Origin of the sequence: Burkholderia sp. F1 (assembly GCF_050813845.1) — a bacterium.
GTDB classification, from domain to species: domain Bacteria; phylum Pseudomonadota; class Gammaproteobacteria; order Burkholderiales; family Burkholderiaceae; genus Burkholderia; species Burkholderia ubonensis.
On record NZ_CP172421.1, the window covers coordinates 3582642 to 3607154 of the forward strand.

General features: G+C 66.7%; 26 protein-coding genes. 12 read left to right on the plus strand and 14 right to left on the minus strand.

The genetic code is table 11. The annotated features are described in order from the left end of the window. Positions 1-513: 513 nt before the first annotated feature. From ACFIMZ_RS16875 to ACFIMZ_RS16885, 3 genes are all read right to left on the minus strand, one after another. Complete coding sequence (locus tag ACFIMZ_RS16875) at positions 514-1137, minus strand: hypothetical protein (RefSeq protein WP_431820505.1); 624 nt, start codon at positions 1135-1137, stop codon at positions 514-516. Positions 1138-1167: 30 nt separating this feature from the next. Next, positions 1168-1491 carry a RebB family R body protein gene (locus tag ACFIMZ_RS16880; protein WP_431820506.1) on the minus strand — a complete coding sequence of 108 codons (324 nt, stop codon included), beginning with the start codon at positions 1489-1491 and terminating at the stop codon, positions 1168-1170. 114 nt (positions 1492-1605) lie between these two features. Continuing rightward, the gene (locus ACFIMZ_RS16885) at positions 1606-2163 is read right to left on the minus strand and encodes an RNA polymerase sigma factor (protein WP_431820507.1); all 558 of its coding nucleotides are present in this window, start codon (positions 2161-2163) and stop codon (positions 1606-1608) included. Positions 2164-2459: 296 nt separating this feature from the next. On the opposite strand from ACFIMZ_RS16885, the gene ACFIMZ_RS16890 reads away from it, so the two are divergent. After that, positions 2460-3134, plus strand: coding sequence for a Crp/Fnr family transcriptional regulator (locus ACFIMZ_RS16890; RefSeq protein WP_431820508.1), 675 nt, complete (start codon positions 2460-2462; stop codon positions 3132-3134). Positions 3135-3294: 160 nt separating this feature from the next. Here the strand turns inward: ACFIMZ_RS16890 and ACFIMZ_RS16895 are convergent, their stop codons facing one another. The 4 genes from ACFIMZ_RS16895 to ACFIMZ_RS16910 form a co-directional block, all read right to left on the minus strand. Beyond that, positions 3295-3618: a RebB family R body protein gene (locus ACFIMZ_RS16895; RefSeq protein WP_431820509.1), complete on the minus strand. Its 324-nt coding sequence runs from the start codon at positions 3616-3618 to the stop codon at positions 3295-3297. 195 nt (positions 3619-3813) lie between these two features. Next, positions 3814-4185: a RebB family R body protein gene (locus ACFIMZ_RS16900; RefSeq protein WP_431820510.1), complete on the minus strand. Its 372-nt coding sequence runs from the start codon at positions 4183-4185 to the stop codon at positions 3814-3816. A gap of 150 nt (positions 4186-4335) precedes the next feature. After that, positions 4336-4665, minus strand: a complete 330-nt coding sequence (locus ACFIMZ_RS16905) for a RebB family R body protein (RefSeq protein ID WP_431820511.1) — start codon at positions 4663-4665, stop codon at positions 4336-4338. A 102-nt stretch (positions 4666-4767) separates the two neighbouring features. Next, entirely contained in the window at positions 4768-5562 is a 795-nt protein-coding gene (locus ACFIMZ_RS16910) for a hypothetical protein (RefSeq protein ID WP_431820512.1), read from the minus strand. A 307-nt stretch (positions 5563-5869) separates the two neighbouring features. Between ACFIMZ_RS16910 and bamE the strand changes: the two genes are divergently transcribed. Then, positions 5870-6217, plus strand: coding sequence for an outer membrane protein assembly factor BamE domain-containing protein (gene bamE, locus ACFIMZ_RS16915; protein ID WP_431820513.1), 348 nt, complete (start codon positions 5870-5872; stop codon positions 6215-6217). A 93-nt stretch (positions 6218-6310) separates the two neighbouring features. On the opposite strand, the gene ACFIMZ_RS16920 is transcribed toward bamE, so the two are convergent. Together ACFIMZ_RS16920 and ACFIMZ_RS16925 are read right to left on the minus strand one after the other, a co-directional pair. Then, a complete protein-coding gene (locus tag ACFIMZ_RS16920; RefSeq protein WP_431820514.1) occupies positions 6311-6859 on the minus strand; it encodes a single-stranded DNA-binding protein in 549 nt (182 codons plus the stop codon). 102 nt (positions 6860-6961) lie between these two features. Beyond that, positions 6962-8149 (minus strand): MFS transporter, encoded by a 1188-nt coding sequence (locus ACFIMZ_RS16925; protein ID WP_431820515.1) that lies wholly within the window; start codon positions 8147-8149, stop codon positions 6962-6964. 261 nt (positions 8150-8410) lie between these two features. Here ACFIMZ_RS16925 and uvrA point away from each other — a divergent pair, with 261 nt between their 5' ends. Beyond that, on the plus strand, positions 8411-11296 hold the full coding sequence (gene uvrA, locus ACFIMZ_RS16930; RefSeq protein WP_431820516.1) for an excinuclease ABC subunit UvrA: 2886 nt from the start codon (positions 8411-8413) through the stop codon (positions 11294-11296). Positions 11297-11511: 215 nt separating this feature from the next. Continuing rightward, the gene (locus ACFIMZ_RS16935; RefSeq protein ID WP_431820517.1) at positions 11512-12597 is read left to right on the plus strand and encodes an AI-2E family transporter; all 1086 of its coding nucleotides are present in this window, start codon (positions 11512-11514) and stop codon (positions 12595-12597) included. A gap of 89 nt (positions 12598-12686) precedes the next feature. On the opposite strand, the gene purU is transcribed toward ACFIMZ_RS16935, so the two are convergent. From purU to ACFIMZ_RS16960, 5 genes are all read right to left on the minus strand, one after another. Continuing rightward, a complete protein-coding gene (gene purU, locus ACFIMZ_RS16940; RefSeq protein WP_431820518.1) occupies positions 12687-13571 on the minus strand; it encodes a formyltetrahydrofolate deformylase in 885 nt (294 codons plus the stop codon). A gap of 78 nt (positions 13572-13649) precedes the next feature. Then, entirely contained in the window at positions 13650-14507 is an 858-nt protein-coding gene (locus ACFIMZ_RS16945; RefSeq protein ID WP_431820519.1) for an NUDIX hydrolase, read from the minus strand. Between the two features lie 10 nt (positions 14508-14517). Continuing rightward, positions 14518-15132, minus strand: a complete 615-nt coding sequence (locus ACFIMZ_RS16950; protein ID WP_431820520.1) for a LysE family translocator — start codon at positions 15130-15132, stop codon at positions 14518-14520. Positions 15133-15158: 26 nt separating this feature from the next. Further along, on the minus strand, positions 15159-15725 hold the full coding sequence (locus ACFIMZ_RS16955; RefSeq protein WP_431820521.1) for an adenine phosphoribosyltransferase: 567 nt from the start codon (positions 15723-15725) through the stop codon (positions 15159-15161). 76 nt (positions 15726-15801) lie between these two features. Then, the gene (locus ACFIMZ_RS16960) at positions 15802-17808 is read right to left on the minus strand and encodes a cation:proton antiporter (RefSeq protein ID WP_431820522.1); all 2007 of its coding nucleotides are present in this window, start codon (positions 17806-17808) and stop codon (positions 15802-15804) included. 126 nt (positions 17809-17934) lie between these two features. Between ACFIMZ_RS16960 and kdsD the strand changes: the two genes are divergently transcribed. From kdsD to ACFIMZ_RS17000, 8 genes are all read left to right on the plus strand, one after another. After that, positions 17935-18918 carry an arabinose 5-phosphate isomerase KdsD gene (gene kdsD / locus ACFIMZ_RS16965; protein WP_431820523.1) on the plus strand — a complete coding sequence of 328 codons (984 nt, stop codon included), beginning with the start codon at positions 17935-17937 and terminating at the stop codon, positions 18916-18918. Beyond that, the gene (locus ACFIMZ_RS16970; protein WP_431820524.1) at positions 18918-19454 is read left to right on the plus strand and encodes a KdsC family phosphatase; all 537 of its coding nucleotides are present in this window, start codon (positions 18918-18920) and stop codon (positions 19452-19454) included. The genes kdsD and ACFIMZ_RS16970 overlap by 1 nt, the downstream gene beginning before the upstream one ends. 3 nt (positions 19455-19457) lie before the next feature. Continuing rightward, positions 19458-20072, plus strand: a complete 615-nt coding sequence (lptC, locus tag ACFIMZ_RS16975; protein WP_431820525.1) for an LPS export ABC transporter periplasmic protein LptC — start codon at positions 19458-19460, stop codon at positions 20070-20072. A gap of 20 nt (positions 20073-20092) precedes the next feature. Then, positions 20093-20758: a lipopolysaccharide transport periplasmic protein LptA gene (gene lptA, locus ACFIMZ_RS16980; protein ID WP_431820526.1), complete on the plus strand. Its 666-nt coding sequence runs from the start codon at positions 20093-20095 to the stop codon at positions 20756-20758. Next, positions 20755-21531, plus strand: a complete 777-nt coding sequence (gene lptB / locus ACFIMZ_RS16985) for an LPS export ABC transporter ATP-binding protein (RefSeq protein ID WP_010090668.1) — start codon at positions 20755-20757, stop codon at positions 21529-21531. The genes lptA and lptB overlap by 4 nt, the downstream gene beginning before the upstream one ends. 165 nt (positions 21532-21696) lie before the next feature. Further along, positions 21697-23202 (plus strand): RNA polymerase factor sigma-54, encoded by a 1506-nt coding sequence (locus ACFIMZ_RS16990; RefSeq protein ID WP_431820527.1) that lies wholly within the window; start codon positions 21697-21699, stop codon positions 23200-23202. A 158-nt stretch (positions 23203-23360) separates the two neighbouring features. Continuing rightward, complete coding sequence (hpf, locus tag ACFIMZ_RS16995; RefSeq protein ID WP_010090666.1) at positions 23361-23729, plus strand: ribosome hibernation-promoting factor, HPF/YfiA family; 369 nt, start codon at positions 23361-23363, stop codon at positions 23727-23729. Positions 23730-23918: 189 nt separating this feature from the next. After that, positions 23919-24431, plus strand: coding sequence for a PTS sugar transporter subunit IIA (locus tag ACFIMZ_RS17000; RefSeq protein ID WP_029226338.1), 513 nt, complete (start codon positions 23919-23921; stop codon positions 24429-24431). The last annotated feature ends 82 nt before the right edge of the window (positions 24432-24513 follow it).

Here is a 24513-nt window from a genome sequence, read left to right on the forward strand (position 1 = left end):
ATGCATCGACGGCGCCGTTGATCGAGTGTTGTCGCCGGCCGGGTCGACGTCAATCGGCGCGTTTTCACGGGCATCATTTCCCGGAACGTTCGTCATCCCGAATGTCCGTTCGCTTGTGCGAGTCAGTACAGTACGGATCGTTCCGCGCCGCGCGGTAATAGGCGTCGGCATCTCGCGCGCCGCATTCGGCTCATCGGAAGGCGGTGCGAGGCCTGCCTCCGCTGCGGCACGCCACGCGCCGGGTCAACCGGCAGCGCGCCTGCGTCGGCGAACCGGTCCGCATCGCCGGCGGCAAACGGCTCCCGGGCTCGAAGGTCGGACTCGCGCCCAGCGCCGCCCGACGCCGGGACTTCGATCGCTGCAGATCCGTCGCCATCCGGGCAGGCGTATCGCCGCAGCTTGCGCCAATACGAATCAGGCAATTCATTGACGCCTCCTCGCCCTCGAGCAGGGTGTTGAAACCGGAATGCAACCGCGACCGGCACGTCACCGCCGAACCATCGCAAAACAAACCTAGCCGCCCTTCTTGTCCAGCAGCGCCTGATACTTCTGCAGGCTTTCGTCGATCTTGTCGAGCGCGATGCTGGCCGCCTCGCCTTCGATCGCTTCGGCGGCGCCCGCCACCATCGCCGCGGTCGCGACGAACAGATCCGTCAGCAGCAGCCCCATCGCGTCCATCGCCATCCCCTTGACGTTTTCATCGACGGTCTTCTGCGCCAGATCCTTCATCAGCACGCTCTTGCCGGCGATCGCCAGCGACGTGGACGCCTCGAAGTAGTTCGCCGCCGCCTGCGCCACCAGGCCACCGGCCTGCGTGATCATCATGTTCGGGCCGACGGCGATCTGGGTCGTCGCGTAGGACGCCGCCTCCGCATTGATCGCCTGCACCGACTGCATCGACGCACGGCCCGGCCATTCCGGTTCGCGGATCTGGTTCGGCGCCTTCAGCGAATCGGTGAGCCGCCGCAGACGACTGACCGGCCACGATCGTGCGCCCGCCTTCGACGCGCCCGCGCGCGGATCGGCCGCTGCCGGCGCCGTCGCTCCGGCCCCGTGTTGCGCGACGTCGCGCTTTGCCGCATGTGCATCGGTGGCCGCGTCGTCGTCCTGCCCGCCCAAGTTGCCTGTCGTGTTCATGGTTCACGTGTCCTGGAAATCGTCGCAGTCCTACTGCGGCAAGCCCGGCGGCAGCACGCCGTGCTGCGCGCCTGCGCCCGGAGCGGCGCCCGGTGCGGCGCCGGGCGCGCCGCCCTGCGCGCTCTTGGGCGACGCCTCGACGGCCAGAATCATCGCCACCGCCTTGGACACGACCGCGTTCGAAATCTGGTTCAACGCCGCCTGCTGCTGCGTCATGTTCTGCGCCGATATGCCGACGGCCTGGCTGAACATCTGGTAGAGCGTGCCCAGCGCCTGAGCGGGAGATCCCGCGACGACGTTGACGTTGGACTGCGTCACGGCGTCGGTGATCTGTTCATTGACTTTGTCTGCCACGAAGCCTCCTTGGATCCCGGGTCCCGCATACGGTGGAAGAAACGCGCAGGCCGCAATTGCGTCGACGCCGCATCTGCCGTTACGGACGCTGCGAGCCTGGGTTTGTGAACGCGCTCAGGCCAGTTCCTCGCGCAACTTCTTGCGCAGCAGCTCCACGCGCTTTCTCGCCAGCGCTTCGTTGATGCCGAGCGTGGCGGCGATGTGCAGGTACGGCCGGTCTTCCTCGAACTTCAGCACGAACAGCGTCTGCTGCTGCTGCGGGAGCAGCGACAGCGCGTGCTCGAGACGCAGCAGCTGCTGCCTGAGCAAGAGCTGCTGCTCGACCGACGGCGTATGGCCTGCCAGCTCGACGACGTGATCGTCATCCCAGCTCGCATCGAATTCGAGCACGCAGTTTTCGCGGCGCCGCCGCCGCGCGCAATCGAGAAACGCATGGTTCAGCGCCAGGAACAGAAAGCCGGCGAGGTTCTGCACACGGTCGGGCGAACGCTGCAGGTAGATATGGACCTTGAGCGCCGTATCTGAAAGCAACTCGTCGGCGCGATGAATATCGCCCTTGCACAGGAGGCGCGCGCGGCGGCGCAACTTGCCCTCCATTTCCCGCCAGGTGCTGTCGAGCCGTTGCGTCGATGAGGCATCGGCTGGGGTCTCGCGCTGGTTTGAGGTTTTCATCCCGTGCCTTCCTTTCTTATGGAAAACACAGAATCGATTCGAAGCCGCGGATAACGCTGTTACCCGCGTAACAACGAAATTAAGCGTCTCGATTTAATGAATATTCTTGATTATTATGAATGGAAATTCTTAATCCCCTGCCCCGGCCGGATCGCCGTTTTCCAATGTGCGTCGGGAGCGACCGCCCGGGACGTGACCGACTATTACGTCATCTTGATTATTCCGCTTTCACGCTGCTCACAAGGCAACGTTTTCCGCTAGGTGGCTGCACTGACAAACAACCGCGCACGGGAAACATGTCTGCCTTCGCCAACATTCAAGCGCTGCGCAATATACCGATACTCACGGAGCTTCCTGAAAGCCTTCTCGCGCATATCGAGCGGCACCTCATGCCCTGGCCCGAGCACGGCAACCGCCTGCTGTTCTTCAAGGGAGACCCGGAGGATTTCGTGGCATTCGTGCATCGCGGCCGCGTCTACAAGACGCTGCACGAACCCGGCGGCCGCGAAATCATCCTGGGCCATTCGCTGCCGGGCGAGCTCATCGGCGAAAGCACGCTGCTGCGCGCTCAGCGGCGCAGCTTTACCGCCCAGATGAGTTCGGACTGCCGCATTTCGCTGCTGCATCGGCAGTATTTCGCACCACTGCTGGCGAACGCCGAGTTCATGGAGCGCATCTACGAGCAGCTGTGCCGGCACCTCCATCAGCTGAGCGATTTCGTCGAGTCGGCGTGCCTGTACCGGCTGGAGGCAAGGCTCGCGCGCCATCTGCTGAACCGCATGCAGGGCGGCGATCAGGAGGTGCCGTTACCGGAGAATCAGAGCATCCTCGCGGCCATGCTCAATGTCAGCCGCCCGCGGCTGAACAGCAGCCTGCAGAAGTTGCAGCGCGAAGGCGTGATCCGGCTGCACGGGCAACGCGTGACGATCGAAAAGCCGGAGTTGCTGCGGGTCATCGTCGACGCCAATTGACGTGCCGGCACGAACGATGGCGATCCGGCAAAGCGCCGCATCGCCCGGCGACACCGCTGCGGCGCGGCGGAACGCGTCGAACGCGCATTCCGTGGCCGGATGCGCGTACCGGGCAAAGCCCCCTTCAATTCCCTGCTGCACACCCGGAGCACTGCGAAGGTCATCCTCGCCAGTGTCTGAGTGCATTCATGAGTTGCGCGATCGCGGCCAGCTGCGACGTAAAGGAGGGGTTCGCCGCCTGCGCCGCGGCGGCGATCGCGGCCGGCGAGTTGCTGTAGAGCTGCATGATGCCGACGGTCGTCGCGGCCTGGTTGGATGCGGCCTGGTTCGCCTGCATCTGCACCGCGTTGTGAAGCAGGATCGACGTCGCATGGCTGTTCGACTGCAAGAGCGTGCCCAAGGCCATGGCGGGCGCCTCGCCGACCACCTTCGTGTTGACCTGCGTGACGGCATCGGTGATCGCAGGGGAAACCTGTTCCGGCATGTCGTTACTCCTGGTTTGCCTGCGGCCGCCGACGAGGCCCTGCGCAAGCATCGGTGGATCGGATGGCGGCGCGCGCCGGCCGGCGTCGTCATGGCGGCGCGGGCGACTGCCTTTGCATGGATCGGTGCGGCGTCATGCGTCGACGGCGGCCACGGTGACCGGGCCGCCGCCCGACGTCGGCGCCAGGGCAGCGCGTCAGCCGCGGGGCCTGCTCGCCATCTCCTTGCCGATGGCGATCACGTCGGCCAGCACGGAAAGCACGCCGTTCGCCCCGATTTCCGTGGCGGCGGCGCCCGCGCTCGCCGGCCCGAGCGTATAGAGCTGCATGATGCCCACGTTCGTGGAGGTCGGGAGCTGCACCGCCGATTGCGACTGCTGCTGCACCGCGTTCTCGAACAGGATGCTGAGCGAATGGCTCTGGGCCTGATAGAGCGAGCCCATCGCCATCGCCGGCGCTTCAGCGACCACCTTGACGTTGGCCTGCGTGACGGCATCGGTAATCGCGGGGTTGACGATGCAGGTCTTGCAATTGCAAGGGGCCTGATCGGGGATGACGGGTCCTGGCATGGTTGTTTCTCCTGGTTGGCTGACAGCCGCAACGAGGTCTCGGCGCAGCGCAGTTGATCAGTTATCCGGAACGATGAACAGCATGACATCGGCGGTGGCGGCGGCTCGCGCCACTGAGCCGCCGCTCAACCCCGGCGTCGCGGTAACGCCTTAAGCGAATGCCTTCGTGATCGCGACCACGTCGGCCAGCACGGAAAGAATCCCGTTCGACCCGATTTCCGTGGCGGCGGCGCCCGCGCTTTCCGGCCCGATGGTGTACAGCTGCATCGTGCCCACGTTCGTCGAGGTCTGCGACTGGATCGCCGCCTGCGACTGCTGCTGCACCGCGTTCTCGAACAGGATGCTCAGCGAATGGCTCTGGGCTTGATAGAGCGAGCCCATCGCCATCGCCGGCGCTTCGGCGACCACCTTGACATTGGCCTGCGTGACGGCATCGGTAATCGCAGGATTGACGTGGCAGACATGGCAGTTTTCGGACATCTCTTGCTCCTTGGTTCACGTGACGGTTACGAGGTCGCACGTCGGGGGCTCGCTGACTTGGTGTTGGTCCGCTTGGCCCGCTTGGCCCGCTTGGCCCGCGTGCTACTTCAAGGACGCTTGGCCGGAGGTATCGTGAACGGGCGGCGACGCGATATCCGGCGACGCTGCCGGAGCCGGGGCGGGTGCGGTCGCATCCGGCTCCTTCAGGCATGCGTCGAGGTTCTGCAGCCATTCGTGGATGGCCAGCACGCGTTCGGAGAGCGGATCGACGTATTGCCGAAAGCACGCTTCCATTTCCTGCTTGATGAGGCCGGTCAGCTGCTCGCCGATCAGCATCAGCGCCTGGCGCGTACTGTCCTGGATATCGGCCGCGCCCGACGGCGGATTCGCGGCGGGCGGCCCGTCCACCGGCTCGCGTGTGTCGAGCATGCCGGCAACCTTTCTCTGCTCCGTTGCCAGCACGCCGAGCGTCGCCTCGTTCTGCGCGTCGATCGACTGCAGGATGCCGCGCATCTTCTCGTAGGCTTTCTGCTGATTGAGCTGCAGGAAGTGCTTGATCTGCTCCCGCACTTCCTGGCGGGTCTTCAGCGGCGGAGCCGGCGGGTTCGAGGCGGGCGACTGCCGCGCAGGCTGCGAGCCCGGACCGGCGGCCGGCGCGTGCGGGTCGGCAGCCCGGCGCGACAGCCGCTCCAGCAGCACCTTCTCCTCCGCCGCCGCCAAAGCCCGTCCCAATTGTTTCTCGGCGAATTGCCGCAGCAGAGGGTCGAGCGCTTCGTTACTCATGGCTCGTTCCTCCTCGATGTGTGCCGGCGGCGCCGGCCGACGGCGATGCGGGCGGGTTGCGGAGTTTGAAGCGACGTAACGCTGAAGCAGCTTCGCAGACGCGATTCGGTGCATCTCGCATGGTGTTCTCCCGGTATGGATGCGCGACAAGTCTTGTCGGAAATCTCGGCAGGACTGTTGCAGGGACGAACGGGGCGAAGGGGCTGTGAAGCCGGCTGGAATCCTGAATCCCGGACAAGAAAAAGAGAAACCCCACTGCAAGGCGGGGTTGATCTTTACCGACTCCGGTTTCCCGTCTCGCACCGACTAAATAAAGTTCCACCGCCATCTGCCGATATCTGCAGATGGCGAGTATTCAAGCCGTATTGAAACTTGCCGCCGGGCATCAAGAATAATTCTGTAAATCAAAAGACCAAACAACATGAAAAAAATCATTGCAAGCGTGCTGATCGCCGCCGCGGCCGGCCTGACATTGGGCGGATGCGCCACCGGCAGCACGTCGATTACCGACGAACAGAAAATCTCGTCCATTCGGGTAGGCAAGTCGACGACCCAGGACGTCGAAAGGACGCTCGGCAAGCCGGGCGAGGTCCAGCTTGAAGAAAGCGGCGCACAAGTCTGGACCTACCAGACGGTCAAGACCAATGCCATCGCCTTCGTCCCGTTCGCGAACATGCTCGGCAAGTCGATGCAGGAAGACAACCTCACCGTGCGCTTCAACAAGAAGGGCGTCGTCACCGCGTTGGGCCGCGGGCAGCACAAGATGTAATGCCGGCACGATAGAGAATCGTAAAGGCCAAACAAAAAGCCTGTAACCGCAAGGGTTACAGGCTTTTTGTTTACGCGAAGCAGGAGCTGATCGTCAGAACGGAATATCGTCGTCCATCTCATCGAACCCACCGCCGGCCGGCGCGCTCGGACGGCTCTGTGCGCCGCCGCCGCTACCGCCACGGGCCGCGCCGCCGGCACGACCGCCGCCGCCACCGCCACGCTCCATCTGCTCGCCACGGCCGCCACCGCCGCCGTAGCCGCCACCGTAACCGCCTTCGTCACCACCACCGCCGCCGCCCGAACCACCGCGGCCGCCGAGCATCTGCATCTGGTCGGCGACGATTTCGGTCGAGTAGCGGTCCTGGCCGTCCTGGCCTTGCCACTTGCGAGTGCGGATACGGCCTTCGATATACACCGACGAACCCTTCTTCAGGTATTCGCTGACGATTTCCGCGAGGCGGCCGAAGAACGCGACGCGATGCCACTCGGTCATTTCCTTGAACTCGCCGCTCGCCTTGTCCTTGTAGCGGTCGGTCGTCGCGAGACGGATGTTCGCAACCGCGTCGCCGCTCGGCAGGTAACGGACTTCAGGATCGGCGCCGAGATTGCCGACGAGGATGACCTTGTTGACGGATGCCATGTGTTTCTCCAATAGATTCGATGCCGGGCCGCTCGCGGATCACGTCGAGCCGGCCCGCCGGGCTGCCCGGCAAGCCCCGCCGATGCGAGCCCGGATAAGGGGTCAGGCCTTGCGCGGCGGCGCTTTCATGCTGGCCGCGATTATAAGCCACGCGGCCACGAGGCCCGAGCACGCGTAGAACACCGTGTTCGCGCCGCCATGCTTGAGCAGCCACCCGCCCACGACGCCGCCGAGCGCGAGCCCGATCGATTGCGTCGTGTTGTACACGCCCGTGGCCGCGCCCTTGCGCGAGCCCGGCGCGAGCTTCGAGACCAGCGACGGCTGCGACGCTTCCAGGATGTTGAATCCGAGGAAATAGACGAACAGCACCGCGGCCACGATCAGGATGGTATGCGGCGTGCTGCCCAGCAGCAATTGGCCGATCAGGATAGCGAGGATGCCGCCGAGCAGCACGGGTTTCATCTTGCCCTGCTTTTCCGCGACGATGATCGCCGGCACCATCATCACGAACGCGAGCCCCATCACCGGCAGGTAGACCTTCCAGTGCGACGCGACCGGCAGCCCGCCGTCGACGAGCAGGCGCGGCACGACGAGGAACAGCGCGGTCTGCGTCGCATGCAGCACGAGCACGCCGAAATTGAGGCGCAGCAGCTCGGCGTTGTGCAGCACTTCGGAGAACGGCGCGGGCACGTGCACGGGCTTCGCCGCATTCGGCACGACCCACAGCACGACGCCGATCGCGAGGATCGACAGCACGCCGACGAGCGCGAACAGCCCGTTCATCCCGACCCAGTGGAACACGATCGGCGCGCCGACGATCGCGACCGCGAACGACACGCCGATCGAGCCGCCGACCATCGCCATCGCCTTCGTGCGGTTCTGCTCGGACGTCAGGTCCGCGATGAACGCGAGCACCGCGGACGACACCGCGCCCATCCCCTGGATCACGCGGCCGACGATGATCCACGTGATGTCGTGCGCGAACGCGGCGACGAAGCTGCCGATCGCGAAGATCAGCAGGCCGGTCGCGATCACCGGCTTGCGGCCGAACCGGTCGGACGCCCAGCCGTAGAAGATGTAGAGCAGCGACTGCGTGACGCCGTAGGCCCCGAGCGCGAGGCCGACGAGCAGCACGTTGTCGCCGCCCGGGATGGTTTTCGCGTAGACCGAGAACACCGGCATGATCATGAACAGGCCGAGCATGCGCAGCGCGAAGATCGCGGCGAGCGACGTGGTCGCGCGCAATTCGGGCGCGGTCATGCGGGAAGACGTGGCGGACGGATTGGACATCGGGAGTGAATTTCGAATGATCGGAATGTCCGCCCGGCAGCGGGCGGCGGAAGATCACGGCCGTCGGCCCGGGCGGCCGGCCGGGTGCGACGCGAGCCATCGGCAGGCCGCTCCGGCACACGCAAGGCCGTGCGGCGGGCAGCCATCCCGGCACGGGCGGCGGCCTTGCTGACAGCTGCTGCAAAGGTTGGGAGCCCCGAACGACGGTCTCGAAAAGCCGTTATAGTAGCAGGTTTGGTTCCCCTCCTTTTCGCCAGGTTCATGGAACAGATCCGTATCCGTGGGGCGCGCACCCACAACCTGAAAAACGTCAATCTCGACCTGCCGCGCCACAAGCTGATCGTGATTACCGGGCTGTCCGGGTCGGGCAAGTCGTCGCTCGCGTTCGATACCCTTTATGCGGAAGGGCAGCGCCGCTACGTCGAAAGCCTGTCCGCGTACGCACGCCAGTTCCTGCAGCTGATGGAGAAACCGGACGTCGACCTGATCGAGGGCCTGTCGCCCGCGATCTCGATCGAGCAGAAGGCGACGTCGCACAACCCGCGTTCGACCGTCGGCACGGTCACCGAAATCCACGACTACCTGCGACTTTTGTACGCACGGGTCGGCACGCCGTACTGCCCGGACCACGACATCCCGCTGGAAGCGCAGAGCGTGTCGCAGATGGTCGACGCGGCGCTCGCGCTGCCCGAGGACACCAAGCTGATGATCCTCTCGCCCGTCGTCGCGAACCGCAAGGGCGAGCACGCGGACCTGTTCGAGGACATGCAGGCGCAGGGCTTCGTGCGCTTTCGCGTGCGCTCGGGCGGCGGCACCGCGAACGAAGGCGTCGCGAAGATCTACGAGGTCGACTCGCTGCCGAAGCTCAAGAAGAACGACAAGCACACGATCGACGTCGTCGTCGACCGCCTGAAGGTGCGCCCGGACATGAAGCAGCGGCTCGCCGAGTCGTTCGAGACGGCGCTGCGCCTGGCCGACGGCCGCGCGATCGCGCTCGAGATGGATACCGACAAGGAGCACCTGTTCAGCTCGAAGTTCGCGTGCCCGATCTGCTCGTACTCGCTGCAGGAGCTCGAGCCGCGGCTGTTCTCGTTCAACAACCCGATGGGCGCGTGCCCGGAATGCGACGGCCTCGGCCAGATCACGTTCTTCGACCCGAAGCGGGTCGTCGCGCACCCGTCGCTGTCGCTCGCCGCCGGCGCGGTGAAGGGCTGGGACCGGCGCAACCAGTTCTACTTCCAGATGCTGCAGAGCCTCGCGGCGTTCTACGAATTCGACATCGACGCCGCGTTCGAGGATCTCCCCGAGAAGATCCGGAAGGTGCTCCTGTACGGCTCCGGCAAGCAGACGATCCCGTTCTCGTACATCAACGAGCGCGGCCGCACGACGATCCGCGAGCACGTGTTCGAGGGGATCATCCCGAACCTGGAGCGCCGCTACCGCGAGACCGATTCGGTCGCGGTGCGCGAGGAGCTGTCGAAGTACCAGAACAACCAGCCGTGCCCGTCGTGCGACGGCACCCGCCTGCGCCGCGAGGCGCGCCACGTGCGGCTCGGCGCGGGCGACTACGCGCGCGCCATCTATGAAGTCAGCAGTTGGCCGCTGCGCGACGCGCTCGGCTACTTCGACGCGCTGACGCTCGACGGCGCGAAGCGCGAGATCGCCGACAAGGTGATCAAGGAAATCGTCGCGCGGCTGACCTTCCTGAACAACGTCGGCCTCGACTACCTGTCGCTCGAGCGCAGCGCGGAAACGCTGTCGGGCGGCGAGGCGCAGCGCATCCGGCTCGCGTCGCAAATCGGCTCCGGCCTGACCGGCGTGATGTACGTGCTCGACGAGCCGTCGATCGGCCTGCACCAGCGCGACAACGACCGCCTGATCGCGACGCTCAAGCACCTGCGCGACCTCGGCAACTCGGTGATCGTCGTCGAGCACGACGAGGACATGATCCGCACCGCCGACTACGTGGTCGACATGGGCCCCGGCGCGGGCGAGCACGGCGGCGTGGTGGTCGCCGAAGGCACGCCGAAGCAGGTGCAGGCGAACGCGCAGTCGCTGACCGGCCAGTACCTCGTCGGCAAGCGCACGATCGAGTATCCGGACGAGCGGATCGCGCCCGAGCCGGACCGGATGCTGCGCATCGTCGACGCGCACGGCAACAACCTGAAGCACGTCGACCTCGAGCTGCCGGTCGGCCTCCTGACCTGCATCACCGGCGTGTCCGGCTCCGGCAAGTCGACGCTGATCAACGACACGCTGTATCACGCGGTCGCGCGCCACCTGTACGGCTCGTCGGCCGAGCCGGCGCCGCACGAGGCGATCGAGGGCCTCGAGCACTTCGACAAGGTGATCAACGTCGACCAGTCGCCGATCGGCCGCACGCCGCGCTCGAACCCGGCTACGTATACGGGCCTGTTCACGCCGATCCGCGAGCTGTTCTCCGGCGTGCCGACCTCGAAGGAGCGCGGCTACGATCCGGGCCGCTTCTCGTTCAACGTGAAGGGCGGCCGCTGCGAGTCGTGCCAGGGCGACGGCGTGCTGAAGGTCGAGATGCACTTCCTGCCGGACGTCTACGTGCCGTGCGACGTCTGCCACGGCAAGCGCTACAACCGCGAGACGCTCGAAGTCCAGTACAAGGGCAAGAACATCAGCGAAGTGCTCGACATGACGGTCGAGCACGCATACGAGTTCTTCAACGCGGTGCCGGTCATCGCGCGCAAGCTGAAGACGCTGCTCGACGTCGGCCTCGGCTACATCCGCCTCGGCCAGTCGGCGACGACGCTGTCGGGCGGCGAGGCGCAGCGCGTGAAGCTGTCGCTCGAGCTCTCCAAGCGCGACACGGGCCGCACGCTGTACATCCTCGACGAGCCGACCACCGGCCTGCACTTCCACGACATCGCGCTGCTGCTCGAAGTGATCCACCGGCTGCGCGACCAGGGCAACACGGTCGTGATCATCGAGCACAACCTCGACGTGATCAAGACGGCCGACTGGGTGATCGACCTCGGCCCGGAAGGCGGCGCGGGCGGCGGCCAGATCATCGCGCAGGGCACGCCCGAGCAGGTCGCGAAGACGAAGGCGAGCTTCACCGGCAAGTACCTCGCGCCGCTGCTCAGGCGCACCAGCCGCAAAGTCGCGGCGGGCTGATCCCGCCGCACCGCGCGCGGCCGGACGGCCGCGCGCGCCCCCCTTCTCCGCCGCCGTTCGGCGCCGTGTTCCCTTCTGCGTGACACCCTGCGCCAAACGCCCGGTTGCGGCCCATAATGGCGGCTATACTTTACGGTCGTAAGGTTTGCCATCCGCACCAATCCGGTGCGGCGACAGGCAGACGCCGCCCGGCCGGGCTGACACAGGAAAACACGATGGAGAAGCAACACGAGTCGCCCAGCGACGCGCAGAACAAGGAGCCGCACCTGCGCAGCGTCCGGCTGACGAGCGACTTCAGCCTGCCGAAACTGTCGGCGATCGAGATCGGCAGCTACCTGCTGGCGCTCCTCTCGATGTTGCTCGTCCTCGAGCTGAAGCTGCTCGGCGGCATGCTGGCCGGCCTGCTCGTCTACCAGCTGATCCACACGATCGCGCCCGTGATCGAACGGCATACGACGAGCATGCGGGCGCGCTGGGTCGCGGTCGTGCTGCTGTCCGTCGCGATCGTCGGCGCGCTGACGGGCCTCACGATCGGCATCATCGAGCACTTCGAGCATGCGGTGCCGAACCTGCAGGGCCTGCTCGGCCAGCTGATGCAGATCGTCGAGCAGACCCGCGCGCGCACGCCGGCCTGGATCGCGAACCTGCTGCCCGTCGACGTCGAGCAGATGAAGACGAAGGCGGCCGTGCTGATGCACGCGCACATGGACCAGCTCCAGCAGAGCGGCAAGAGCGTCGCGCGCGGCTTCGGCCACGTGCTGTTCGGGATGATCATCGGCGCGATGATCGCGATCGGCGTCGAGCACGGCAAGGTGCGCAGGCCGCTGTCGACCGCGCTCGTCACGCGCGTGTCGCGCTTCGCCGACGCGTTCCGCCGGATCGTGTTCGCGCAGATCAAGATCTCGGCGATCAACGCGTTCTTCACGAGCCTGTACCTGCTCGTCGCGCTGCCGATCTTCCACGAGCGGCTGCCGCTGTCGAAGACGCTCGTGCTCGTCACGTTCATCGTCGGCCTGCTGCCGGTGATCGGCAACCTGATCTCGAACACGCTGATCGTCGCGGTGTCGCTGTCGGTGAGCATGGGCACCGCGATCGCGTCGCTCGCGTTCCTCGTGATCATCCACAAGCTCGAGTACTTCCTGAACGCGAAGATCATCGGCGGCCAGATCGAGTCGCGCGCGTGGGAACTGCTGCTCGCGATGCTCGTGATGGAAGCCGCGTTCGGGCTGCCGGGCGTGATCGCCGCGCCGATCTTCTACGCGTATTTGAAGCGCGAATTGCACACGCTTCGGCTGATCTGATTCGCACGGCCCGGGCCCGTCCGCCAGGAAAAAACGCCGCGCCCTTTGCAGGGCGCGGCGTTTTGCTTGTTGCTCAGGCGAACGGCGACTCAGCGGAACACGACCGTCTTCGTCCCGTTCAGCACGATCCGGTGCTCGACGTGCCACTTCACCGCCCGCGCGAGCGTCACGCACTCGACGTCGCGGCCGATCGCGGTCAGCTGGTCCGGCGTCATGCTGTGATCGACGCGCTCCACTTCCTGCTCGATGATCGGGCCTTCGTCCAGGTCGGTCGTCACGTAGTGCGCGGTCGCGCCGATCAGCTTCACGCCGCGGTCGAACGCCTGGTAGTACGGCTTCGCGCCCTTGAAGCTCGGCAGGAACGAATGGTGGATGTTGATCGCGCGCCCGGCGAGCCGCTCGCACATGTTCTGCGACAGGATCTGCATGTAGCGCGCCAGCACGACGAGGTCGGCCTGGTGCTCGTCGATCACTTCCAGCACGCGCGCTTCCTGCGCGGCCTTCGCGGCGTCGGACGAGCCGCCGACGAGCGGGAAGTGATGGAACGGAATGTCGTAGCTCGCGGCGAGCTGGTAGAAGTCCTTGTGGTTCGACACGATCGCCGGGATCTCGATCGGCAGCTGGCCCGTGCGATAGCGGAACAGCAGGTCGTTCAGGCAATGGCCGATCTTGGACACCATGATCACGACCCGCGGCTTCACCGCCGCGTCATGCAGCTCCCAGCGCATCGCGAACTGCTCGGCGAGCGGCGCGAACTGCGCGCGCAGCGTGTCGAGCGTCGTCGCGACGTCCGCGCCGCTGCCGTTCTGGTCGAAGTGCACGCGCATGAAGAATTCGCCGGTGCGGCTGTCGCCGAACTGCGCCGAGTCGAGGATGTTGCTGCCGCGCTCGAACAGGAAGCCCGAGACCGCGTGGACGATGCCGTGCCGGTCGGGGCACGACAGTTTCAGGATAAAGCTGTGATCGGCCGACATGACCGTACTCCCTTCGTTTCCGTATTCGTGAAAATGCTGGCGCGCGCAGCTGGCGCGCAGCCGGCGCCGCGCGTCGCGTCAGGCCGCCGGCGCGAACAGCGCGTCGATGCCCGCCGCGTCTTCCGGCGCGAGCCAGCGGTGGCGCAGCAGCGTGTCGAGCATCGCGAGGCTCGCATCGAGCGTCGCCTGGCCGTCCCGCAGCCACCCGATCACCTCGGGCACGCCGGCCAGCAGGTGCTCGGCGACTTCGCCGTCCTGGTTGTGCGGCGCGAAGTCGCGCGGCAGCGGCAGGTCATAGACGAACAGCAGTTCCGACTGCGTGCCCTCCGGCAGCGAGCAGAGCACCTGCACCGCGCGGCCCGCGATCGCGCGCGCCGCCAGTTCGGGCGGAATGCCGGCTTCCTCCCAGCACTCCTTGGCCAGCGTCTCGTGAACGCCGAGCCCCCAGCCGATGCCGCCCGCGACGACGTTGTCGAGCATGCCGGGGTCGGTCGCCTTGGTCGCGCTGCGGCGGCCGAGCCACATCTGCGGCGCGGCCGGCGCTCCCGGCCGAGCCGCATATTCTACGATGCCGTTCAAATGCACCGCATAAGTCTGCGTGCCGAAGAACCGCGACGCGGCCCGCTCGATGTACGCGAGCGGCGGATCGTCGAAGCGGTTGCGGATCGCATAGATCTCGTCGCGCCAGCCGGGAATCGCGCCTTCGGCCGCGAGCGCGCCGATCGCGCTCGCGAGCGCCATGCTGCGCGCGTCGACCGTGTCGTAGCGGTCGGACAGCGTGACGCGGTCGTCCGACAGATCGAACACGTCGGGCCAGCGGGTCAGCCGCGCTGCGTCGGAACGACGCACCCAGCCTACGGCCTGGCCGGCGATCACGAAACGCAGGTGCGCAGCCGGGTCGAAGCGGCGCGCGGCGGCAATGCAAGGAAACGTCATCCGGCCCCCTTCAGTCCTTCAGCGCGACGCGGATGCCGATCGCGACGAACGTCGCGCCGGCGAGCCGGTCGAGCCACACGCCCGCCTTCGGCCGGCGCTTCAGCCACGTGCCGATCGCCCCGGCGCACACACCGAACAGCGAGAAGATCGCGGCCGTCTGCAGCATGAACAACGCGCCGAGCTCGAACATCTGCAGCGCCACGCTCTGCGTGCCGTGGGCATCGACGAACTGCGGCAGGAACACGACGAAGAACAGTGTCACCTTCGGGTTCATCAGGTTGCCGATCACGCTCTGGCGGAAGATCGACCACAGCGGCTGCGGCGGGCGCGCGTGCGCGGTCGCGAGGCCCTGGCTGCGCAGCGCCTTGATGCCGATCCAGATCAGGTACGCGGCGCCCGCGAGCTTCAGGATCTGGAACGCGACCGGCGACGAACGCAGCACCGCCGCGACGCCGAGCGCGGCGAGCGTCGTGTGGAACGTCACGCCGGCGGCGAAGCCGAGCGCGGCGACGAGGCCGGCCGCGCGGCCCTGCGAGATGCCGCGCGCGAGCACCTGAAGGTTGTCCGGGCCGGGCGCGAACGTGATCGCGATCGACGTGGCGAGAAACAGCATGAAGTTCGGCATCGTGACCTCGCAGCGTAAGCCGGCGCTCAGTGGCCGGCGAATTCGGTGACGTTGTAAACCGGCAGCCCTGCATTGCGCAACAGCGCCGAGCCGCCGAGATCCGGCAGGTCGATGATCGCCGCGCCCTCGACGACGACCGCGCCGAGCCGCTGCAGCAGGTTGCGCCCCGCCATCATCGTGCCGCCGGTCGCGATCAGGTCGTCCATGATGATCACGCGGTCGCCGGGCCGGCACGCATCCTCGTGGATCTCGACGGTCGCGCTGCCGTATTCGAGGTCGTACGATTCGCGCTGCGTCCTGTACGGCAGCTTGCCGACCTTGCGGATCGGCACGAAGCCGACGCTCAGCTCATACGCGACGATCGGCGCGATGATGAAGCCGCGCGCGTCGAGGCCCGCGACGTAGTCGAGCTTCGCGTCGACGTAGCGCTCGACGAACAGGTCGACCAGCACGCGCAGCGCCTTCGGGCTTTGCAGCAGCGTCGTGATGTCGCGGAACTGCACGCCCGGCTGCGGCCAGTCGGGCACCGTGCGGATCTGGCTGTGGATGAAGGCGGCCGGATCGACCGGCGCCCCCGACGACGAATGCGGCATGAAACTCTCCGAAAAAAACGGTGCGCGACGTTTCGGGCACCGTTCAGAAAATACGGGTCAGGTTATGGATCGCCGCTCACGCGGCCGTGGCCGGCGGCTCGCGCCGATGGCGCGACAGGCGCTCCTCCGCGAGCGCCAGCGCTTCCGGCAGCCCGCGCAGCACGACGATGTCGCTCGCGCGCAGCTTGGTCTGCGGATCCGGCTCGACGCCGCGAATCCCGTGCCGGCGGATCGCCGTGACCTCGAGCCCGAGCGCGAACAGCCCGAGCTCCTCCAGCGAGCGCCCGACCGCGTCCGCGCGCGCGTCGACCGGCACCGATTGTAGCCGCACCTGCTCGTGGTCGTCGTCGTCCGCGTCGTCGGCGCCGCGGAAGTAGCCGCGCAGCAGGCTGTAGCGCTCGTCGCGCATCTCCTCGACGCGCCGCACGACCTTGCGCATCGGCACGCCGACCAGCACCAGCGTATGCGACGCGAGCATCAGGCTGCCCTCGACGATTTCGGGGATCACCTCGGTCGCACCGGCGGCGAGCAGCTTCTCCAGGTCGGCGTCGTCGACGGTGCGCACGATCGCCGGCAGCGTCGGCTCCAGCTCGTGCACATGGTGCAGCACGCGCAGCGCCGACGGCGTGTTCGCATAGGTGATCGCGACCGCCGCCGCGCGGTGGATACCGGCCGCGAGCAGCGACTCGCGGCGCGCCGCGTCGCCGAACACGACCGACTCGCCCGCGGCCGCGGCCGCGCTCACGCGATCGGGGTCGAGGTCGAGCGCGACGTACGGAATCCCTTCCTGCTCGAGCATCCGCGCAAGGTTCTGGCCCGCGCGGCCGTAGCCGCAGATGATCACGTGGCCGCGCTGCTTGAGGCTCTGCGTCGCGATCCGGGTCATCTGCAGCGACTGCTGCATCCATTCGGTCGACGACAGCCGCATCACGATCCGGTCGGCGTTCTGGATCAGGAACGGCGCGGCGAGCATCGACAGCAGCATCGACGCGAGGATCGCCTGCAGCAGCGTCGCATCGACGAGGTGCCGGTCGAGGATCAGGTTCAGCAGCACGAAGCCGAATTCGCCGGCCTGCGCGAGGCCGATGCCGGTGCGCATCGCGACGCCCGGCGTCGCGCCGAACAGTCGTGCGAGCCCCGTGATCATCGTGCCCTTGAACAGGATCTGCCCGACGAAGAAGCCGAACACGAGGAGCGGATGCTCCCAGATCACGCGCGGATCGAGCAGCATCCCGGTCGTCACGAAGAACAGGCCGAGCAGCACGTCGCGGAACGGCTTGATGTCTTCCTCGACCTGATGGCGGAACGGCGTCTCGGCAATCAGCATCCCCGCGATGAACGCGCCGAGCGCGAGCGACAGGCCGAACTTGTCGGTGAAGAACGCGGCGCCGAGCGTGACGAGCAGCAGGTTCAGCACGAACAGCTCCTGCGAGCGGCGCCGCGCGACGACGTTGAGCCAGCGGGTCATGAAGCGCTGCCCGACGATCAGCAGCAGCGCGAGCGCGATCACGATCTTCACGGCCGCGAACCCGAGCGTCAGCATCAGGTCCTTCGACGATTCGGCGCCGAACGCGGCGATCACGATCAGGAGCGGCACGACGGCCAGATCCTGGAACAGCAGCACGCCGAAGATGTTGCGGCCGTGCTCGGTCTCGATCTCGAGGCGCTCGGCGAGCATCTTCGACACGATCGCGGTCGACGACATCGCGAGCGCGCCGCCGAGCGCGATGCAGCCCTGCCACGTGATGTGCATCCAGCGCTCGAACAGCGCGCCGAGCACGAGCGCGAGCACGAGCGTCGCGACCACCTGCAGCAGCCCGAGGCCGAACACGAGCCGCTGCATCGCCCGCAGCTTCGCGAGCGAGAACTCGAGGCCGATCGAGAACATCAGGAACACCACGCCGAATTCCGCGAGATGCTCGGCCCGCTCGAGGTCCGCCGCGACGCCGAACGCGTGCGGGCCGACCAGGATGCCGACGGTCAGGTAGCCGAGCATCGGCGGCAGGTTCAGCGAACGGAATACGACGACGCCCACCACCGAAGCCAGCAGCAGCAGAAGCGTCATTTCGAGCGGGGAAATCACGGGCGAAGCGTCCTCGGTCGTCGGGGCCACGGCAAAGCAGGCGCGGCATGGTGGCGGGAGACAGGCGACATCGGACGAGTCCGAACGGCCGGCGCGGCGAACAAACGCCTTTGCTATACTCCGCGCATGATAGCGAAAATCAATGATGATCGGGCGCTCGCGCTCGCCCGCGACGTGCTCGACATCGAGGCGGACGCCGTGCGCGCGCTGAGCGACCAGCTCGACGGCGACTTCGTCAAGGCCGTCGCGCTGCTGCTCGGCTGCGGCGGCCGTGTGGTGGTCTCCGGGATCGGCAAATCGGGGCACATCGCCCGCAAGATCGCGGCCACGCTGGCCAGCACCGGCACGCCCGCGTTCTTCGTCCATCCGGCCGAGGCCAGCCACGGCGACCTCGGGATGGTCACGGCCGACGACGTGTTCATCGGCATCTCGTACTCCGGCGAGTCGGAAGAACTCGTCGCGATCCTGCCGCTCGTGAAGCGAATCGGCGCGAAGCTGATCGCGATCACGGGCCGCGCCGAATCCAGCCTCGGCCAGCTCGCCGACGTCAACCTGAACGCCGCGGTCGCGAAGGAAGCGTGCCCGCTCAACCTCGCGCCCACCGCGAGCACGACCGCCGCGCTCGCGCTCGGCGACGCGCTCGCGGTCGCGGTGCTCGACGCGCGCGGCTTCGGCTCCGAGGATTTCGCGCGCTCGCACCCGGGCGGCGCGCTCGGCCGGCGCCTGCTCACCTATGTGCGCGACGTGATGCGCACCGGCGACGAGATTCCGTCCGTCGGGCTCGACGCGACGCTGTCCGACGCGCTGTTCCAGATCACCGCGAAGCGGCTGGGAATGACGGCCGTGGTCGACGCCGACGGCAAGGTCGCCGGGATCTTCACGGACGGCGACCTGCGCCGCGTGCTCGAGCGCGACGGCGACTTCCGCCGGCTGCCGATCGTCGACGTGATGACGCGCCAGCCGCGCACGATCGGGCCGGATCACCTGGCGGTCGAGGCGGTGGAACTGATGGAGCGCCATCGGATCAACCAGATGCTGGTGGTCGATGCCGGCGGTGCGCTGATCGGCGCGCTGAACATGCACGACCTGTTCTCGAAGAAGGTGATCTGATGACCGCTGCGCTGACTGCAGCCGAGCGCGCGAGCCGTGTGAAGCTGATGATTTTCGACGTCGACGGCGTGCTGACCGACGGCGGCCTGCTGTTCACGGCCGCCGGCGACGCGATGAAGTCGTTCAATTCGCTCGACGGGCACGGCGTGAAGCTGCTCGGCGAGGCCGGCATCGCGACCGCGATCATCACGGGCCGCAAGTCCGAGATCGTCGCCGCGCGCGCGAGGGAAATGAAGATCGCGCACCTGTTCCAGGGCGTCGAGAACAAGCTTGCCGTGTTCGGCGAGCTGGCCGCGTCGCTCGGCATCGCGCCGGACGCATGCGGCTACATGGGCGACGACTGGCCCGACCTGCCGGTGATGCTGCGCTGCGGCTTCGCGACCGCGCCGGCGAACGCGCACCCCGAGGTGATCGCCCGTGCGCACTGGGTCGCCGAGGCCCGCGGCGGCCAAGGCGCGGTGCGCGAGGTCTGCGACACGATCCTGCGCGCGCAGCGCCGCTACGACGCGCTGCTCGCGCAAGCCTGCGGGGCCTGACGGATGAATCCTCAATTCCGCTGGACCCAGCTGCTGCCGCTCGCCGCGGTCGCGGCGCTCGCGGGCATCACGTGGTGGCTGCTGCAGGCGACGCTGCCGCCGCCCAGCGAAGGCGCCGCGCAGCAGAAGCAGCACACGCCCGATTATTTCGCGGACAACTTCTCGGTGACCGAGCTCGACCAGTCGGGCACGACCCAGTACCGGCTGACCGCGGCGAAGCTGATCCACTACGAGGACACCGAGTCGAGCGACCTGACCACCCCGGCGATGCGTGCGTTCCAGCCCGGCAAGCCGGTCGTGACGACCACCTCGAAGCGCGGCACCGTCAACGGCGACGTGTCGATCGTCGACCTGTACGACGACGCGCGCATCCTGCGCGCCGCGGGCGGCGGCGATCCGCAGATGCAGGCGGATTCCCAGCATTTCCGGATCTTCGTCAATGACGATGTGATCCAGACCGAAAAGCCGGTTAAACTTCAGCGCGGCCTGTCGCTCGTCAACGCGACCGACGGCATGAAGTACAACAACGTCACCCGGGTCATCGAGCTTTACGGCAACGTGCGCGGCACGATCGCCGCGTCGGACGCGTCCGGCGGCTCGAAAGGTCAACCCAAGTAACTCATCCCACGCGTGACTGCATGAACGAATCGTTCCCGTGTCAGATTTACGGCGGCGCCCGGCGCGTCGCCCGCGCCGCGCTCGCCGCGACGCTCGTGGCGCTCCCGCTGGTCGGGCTGGCGCCGCTCGCCCATGCCGAAAAGGCCGATCAGGGCAAGCCGATCAACGTCGAAGCGGACAACCTGACCTACGACGACCTGAAGCAGGTCACCATCGCGACCGGCAACGTCGTGATCACGAAGGGCACGATCATCATCAAGGGTGATCGCGTCGAAGTGCGGCAGGATCCGGAAGGCTATCAGTACGCGACCTCATACGGCAGCGGCAAGAAGCACGCGTCGTTCCGCCAGAAGCGCGAAGGGCTCGACGAATACATCGACGGCGACTCGGAACGCATCGACTACGACGGCAAGCAGGACCTGACGACCCTCACGACCGCCGCGACCGTGCGCCGCCTGCAGGGCACGTCGACGATCGCCGACACCGTGCACGGCAGCGTGGTCACCTACGACGGCCAGCGCGACTTCTACACCGCGCGCGGCGGCAAGGACGTCGCGGCGCCGGGCAACCCGAACGGCCGCGTGCGCGCGATGCTGTCGCCGCGCAGCGGCGGCCCCGCCCCGCTGAACGGCGCGCCGGCCAAGCTGGCGCCGTCGACCACGATCCAGGGGGCGCCGGGCCAATGAATGCGTTACCGAACCGCCAGCCGGCCGGCACCAGCAGCTCGCTCGTCGTCCGCAACCTGAAGAAGCGCTACGGCTCGCGCACGGTCGTCAAGGACGTGTCGCTCGACGTGAAGAGCGGCGAAGTCGTCGGCCTGCTCGGCCCGAACGGCGCCGGCAAGACCACGTCGTTCTACATGATCGTCGGGCTCGTGCCGCTCGACGCGGGCGAGATCTCGCTGAACGGCAGCTCGATCAGCCTGCTGCCGATCCACAAGCGCGCGTCGCTGGGGCTGTCGTACCTGCCGCAGGAAGCGTCGGTGTTCCGCAAGCTGACCGTCGAGGAGAACATCCGCGCGGTGCTCGAGCTGCAGCACGACGACGGCGGCAAGCGCCTGTCGAAGGACGCGATCGCGTCGCGCACCGAGGCGCTGCTCGACGAGCTGCAGATCGGCCACTTGCGCGAGAATCCGGCGCTGTCGCTGTCCGGCGGCGAACGTCGCCGTGTCGAGATCGCGCGCGCGCTCGCGACCAACCCGAGCTTCATCCTGCTCGACGAGCCGTTCGCGGGCGTCGACCCGATCGCGGTGCTCGAGATCCAGAAGATCGTCAAGTTCCTGAAGCAGCGCAACATCGGCGTGCTGATCACGGACCACAACGTCCGCGAAACGCTCGGCATCTGCGACCACGCGTACATCATCAGCGACGGCACCGTGCTCGCCGCCGGCGCGCCGAGCGAAATCATCGAGAACGAAAGCGTGCGCCGCGTCTATCTCGGCGAACATTTCCGCATGTAACCCGTTGTCGAGAACGCGCCCCGCCCGGTCACGCCGCGCGGGGCCGCGCCCCGTTTTACAGTCCCGTTCGCGGTCCATTCCCGGCAGGACTGACGCCGCGCGTAATCGCGGATGGCTCAAGGCGCCTGGGTCGTGGCAAACTCCCGGTATGACTCCCTCCCTGCCATGAAAGCCAGCCTTCAACTCCGCCTGTCGCAACACCTGGCGCTGACGCCGCAACTGCAGCAGTCGATCCGGCTCCTGCAGCTGTCGACGCTCGAACTGCAACAGGAAGTGGCGATGGCGGTCGCCCAGAATCCGCTGCTCGAGAGCGACGACGAATGGATCGCGAGCCCGCTGCGCGTTGCCGCGGATGGTTCGCTGATCGCGCAGACGCCGCCCGCGTCGAACCCCGAGCCGATGGCGGCCACGAACGGCGCCGGCCAGACCGGCGAGCGCACCGAACGCGACGAGCCGGCCGCTGCGGACGACTATGACGGCTACGCGTCCGGCGACAGCGACGGCCCGCAATGGAACCTCGACGAATTCGGCCGCGCGAGCGGCGCGTCAGATGACGACGACCTGCCGCCGCTGCAGGTCCAGGAAGCGGCGACGTCGTTGCGCGACCACCTGTCCGCGCAGCTGCGCGTCACGCAGGCCGGGCCGCGCGACCGCGCGCTCGTGATGTTCCTGATCGAATCGCTCGACGACGACGGCTACCTGACCGCAACGCTCGACGAGGTGCTCGCCGACCTGCCGCCCGAACTCGAAGTCGATTGCGACGAACTGAACGCCGCGCTCGCGCTGCTGCACAGCTTCGACCCGGCCGGGGTCGGGGCCCGCTCGGCGTCCGAGTGCCTGAAGCTGCAGCTGCTGCGGCTCGATCCGTCCCCGACGCGCACGCTCGCGCTCGAGATCGTGTCGCAATATCTCGAGCTGCTCGCCGCGCGCGACTTCACGCGGTTGCGCAAGCACCTGAAGGCGAACGACGACGCGCTGCGCGACGCGCACGCGCTGATCCGCTCGCTGGAGCCGTTCCCCGGCGCCGCGTACGGCAAGGCCGAAGCGGACTACGTCGTGCCCGACATCATCGTGAAGAAGGTCGGCCAGGGCTGGCAGGCGGAGTTGAATCCCGAAGTCGTGCCGCGCCTGCGGATCAACAATCTCTACGCGAACATCCTGCGCAACAGCCGCGGCGATCCGTCCGCGGGTTCGCTCAAGCAGCAGCTGCAGGAAGCGCGCTGGCTGATCAAGAATATCCAGCAGCGGTTCGACACGATCCTGCGAGTTGCACAGGCTATTGTCGAACGTCAGAAGAATTTCTTTGCGCACGGCGAAATCGCCATGCGCCCCTTGGTTTTGCGGGAAATAGCTGATACGCTGGGCCTACACGAGTCGACTGTCAGCCGTGTGACAACCGGGAAGTACATGCTGACCCCGTTCGGGACGCTTGAATTTAAGTACTTCTTCGGATCTCACGTCTCGACCGACACAGGTGGCGCCGCATCGTCGACTGCCATCCGTGCCCTCATCAAGCAACTGATAGGAGCCGAAGACCCAAAATCGCCTCTTTCGGACAGCCGAATTGCCGAACTGCTGGCAGAACAAGGCTTCGTGGTCGCGCGCCGCACGGTTGCCAAGTATCGCGAAGCCCTCAAGATCCCGGCAGTAAATCTGCGCAAGTCTCTTTAAGCCTGCTGCCTGCCCGGCGGCAGGCGTGTTCCGGCCACCGCGCATACGGGGAACTGGCCGGGCGACCTGTCCGCCATCTGCCGCACCGTGCGGCACGGGCATGTCGACCGGAGCGCCGCCTCGATGCGGCCGCGTGGTCACTCGCTTGGAGAAGCACTATGAACCTGAAGATCAGTGGACATCATCTCGAAGTCACGCCTGCAATTCGCGAATACGTGATCACCAAGCTGGACCGGGTGCTACGGCATAGCGATCAGGTGATCGATGGCACTGTGATCCTCTCGGTCGACAACCACAAGGAAAAGGACAAGCAGCAACGCGCGGAAATCAATCTGCATCTGAAGGGCAAGGATATCTTCGTCGAAAGCGCAAACGGCAACCTGTACGCAGCAATCGACCTGCTGATCGACAAGCTGGACCGCCAGGTCGTGAAGCACATGGAGCGCCTGCAAACGCATGCGCATGATCCGATCAAGCTTCAGCCGGCGGTCGAGCAGTTCGAACAGATCGAAGTGCCGCCGCAATAACCTGCCATGCCGCATCGCCACGCCGCCCGGTTCGCCGGGCGGTTTTTTTTGTGTCCGGCGCAGCGCCGCCCGCATCCGCGCCACGCTCGCGCCCGTGTTCTATAATGCTTCGGTTATTGCCGGGGGGCGTTGGGTACGGTCGCCGTGCCTTGCAGGTCTCCATCGCCTAACGCCTTGATATTGCCAAACATGGAAAATCAGTCTGCCGCCGCGAGGAGACCCCAGGCCGCCCTATCGCCTGCCAACATGAATCGCCTAGCCAAAATCCTGCCCCTAGAGAACGTCGTCATCGACCTCTCCGTCACCAGCAAGAAACGCGTCTTCGAACAAGCCGGGCTGATCTTCGAGAATCAGAACGGCATCGCCCGCAGCACCGTCACGGACAACCTGTTCGCGCGCGAGCGCCTCGGCTCGACCGGGCTCGGCGAAGGCGTCGCGATTCCGCACGGGCGCATCAAGGGCCTCAAGCATCCACTCGCCGCGTTCGTGCGGCTCGCCGATCCGATTCCGTTCGAGGCGCCCGACGGCCAGCCCGTTTCGCTCCTGATCTTCCTGCTCGTTCCCGAGCAAGCCACCCAGCAGCATCTCGAGATCCTGTCGGAAATCGCACAGCTGCTGTCCGACCGCGATGCGCGCGAGCGTCTGCACAACGAACCGGATCGCGCCGAGTTGCACAGCCTGCTCACTCAGTGGCAACCTTGAGTTGATCCGGGCGGTACATTTTCCCGAACGAGGCGGCACGCGCCGCCGTCCCGGGCCGCCCGGCGCCGGCCCGGCGTGGCGA

What these genes read in the sequence shown, in the direction of transcription:
- ACFIMZ_RS16875 (WP_431820505.1), bottom strand. Translation starts at nt 1,137, where the DNA reads ATGAACACGACAGGCAACTTGGGCGGGCAGGACGACGACGCGGCCACC.
- ACFIMZ_RS16885 (WP_431820507.1), bottom strand. Translation starts at nt 2,163, where the DNA reads ATGAAAACCTCAAACCAGCGCGAGACCCCAGCCGATGCCTCATCGACG.
- ACFIMZ_RS16890 (WP_431820508.1), top strand. Translation starts at nt 2,460, where the DNA reads ATGTCTGCCTTCGCCAACATTCAAGCGCTGCGCAATATACCGATACTC.
- ACFIMZ_RS16895 (WP_431820509.1), bottom strand. Translation starts at nt 3,618, where the DNA reads ATGCCGGAACAGGTTTCCCCTGCGATCACCGATGCCGTCACGCAGGTC.
- ACFIMZ_RS16900 (WP_431820510.1), bottom strand. Translation starts at nt 4,185, where the DNA reads ATGCCAGGACCCGTCATCCCCGATCAGGCCCCTTGCAATTGCAAGACC.
- ACFIMZ_RS16905 (WP_431820511.1), bottom strand. Translation starts at nt 4,665, where the DNA reads ATGTCCGAAAACTGCCATGTCTGCCACGTCAATCCTGCGATTACCGAT.
- ACFIMZ_RS16910 (WP_431820512.1), bottom strand. Translation starts at nt 5,562, where the DNA reads ATGCACCGAATCGCGTCTGCGAAGCTGCTTCAGCGTTACGTCGCTTCA.
- bamE (WP_431820513.1), top strand. Translation starts at nt 5,870, where the DNA reads ATGAAAAAAATCATTGCAAGCGTGCTGATCGCCGCCGCGGCCGGCCTG.
- ACFIMZ_RS16920 (WP_431820514.1), bottom strand. Translation starts at nt 6,859, where the DNA reads ATGGCATCCGTCAACAAGGTCATCCTCGTCGGCAATCTCGGCGCCGAT.
- ACFIMZ_RS16925 (WP_431820515.1), bottom strand. Translation starts at nt 8,149, where the DNA reads ATGTCCAATCCGTCCGCCACGTCTTCCCGCATGACCGCGCCCGAATTG.
- uvrA (WP_431820516.1), top strand. Translation starts at nt 8,411, where the DNA reads ATGGAACAGATCCGTATCCGTGGGGCGCGCACCCACAACCTGAAAAAC.
- ACFIMZ_RS16935 (WP_431820517.1), top strand. Translation starts at nt 11,512, where the DNA reads ATGGAGAAGCAACACGAGTCGCCCAGCGACGCGCAGAACAAGGAGCCG.
- purU (WP_431820518.1), bottom strand. Translation starts at nt 13,571, where the DNA reads ATGTCGGCCGATCACAGCTTTATCCTGAAACTGTCGTGCCCCGACCGG.
- ACFIMZ_RS16945 (WP_431820519.1), bottom strand. Translation starts at nt 14,507, where the DNA reads ATGACGTTTCCTTGCATTGCCGCCGCGCGCCGCTTCGACCCGGCTGCG.
- ACFIMZ_RS16950 (WP_431820520.1), bottom strand. Translation starts at nt 15,132, where the DNA reads ATGCCGAACTTCATGCTGTTTCTCGCCACGTCGATCGCGATCACGTTC.
- ACFIMZ_RS16955 (WP_431820521.1), bottom strand. Translation starts at nt 15,725, where the DNA reads ATGCCGCATTCGTCGTCGGGGGCGCCGGTCGATCCGGCCGCCTTCATC.
- kdsD (WP_431820523.1), top strand. Translation starts at nt 17,935, where the DNA reads ATGATAGCGAAAATCAATGATGATCGGGCGCTCGCGCTCGCCCGCGAC.
- ACFIMZ_RS16970 (WP_431820524.1), top strand. Translation starts at nt 18,918, where the DNA reads ATGACCGCTGCGCTGACTGCAGCCGAGCGCGCGAGCCGTGTGAAGCTG.
- lptC (WP_431820525.1), top strand. Translation starts at nt 19,458, where the DNA reads ATGAATCCTCAATTCCGCTGGACCCAGCTGCTGCCGCTCGCCGCGGTC.
- lptA (WP_431820526.1), top strand. Translation starts at nt 20,093, where the DNA reads ATGAACGAATCGTTCCCGTGTCAGATTTACGGCGGCGCCCGGCGCGTC.
- lptB (WP_010090668.1), top strand. Translation starts at nt 20,755, where the DNA reads ATGAATGCGTTACCGAACCGCCAGCCGGCCGGCACCAGCAGCTCGCTC.
- ACFIMZ_RS16990 (WP_431820527.1), top strand. Translation starts at nt 21,697, where the DNA reads ATGAAAGCCAGCCTTCAACTCCGCCTGTCGCAACACCTGGCGCTGACG.
- hpf (WP_010090666.1), top strand. Translation starts at nt 23,361, where the DNA reads ATGAACCTGAAGATCAGTGGACATCATCTCGAAGTCACGCCTGCAATT.
- ACFIMZ_RS17000 (WP_029226338.1), top strand. Translation starts at nt 23,919, where the DNA reads ATGGAAAATCAGTCTGCCGCCGCGAGGAGACCCCAGGCCGCCCTATCG.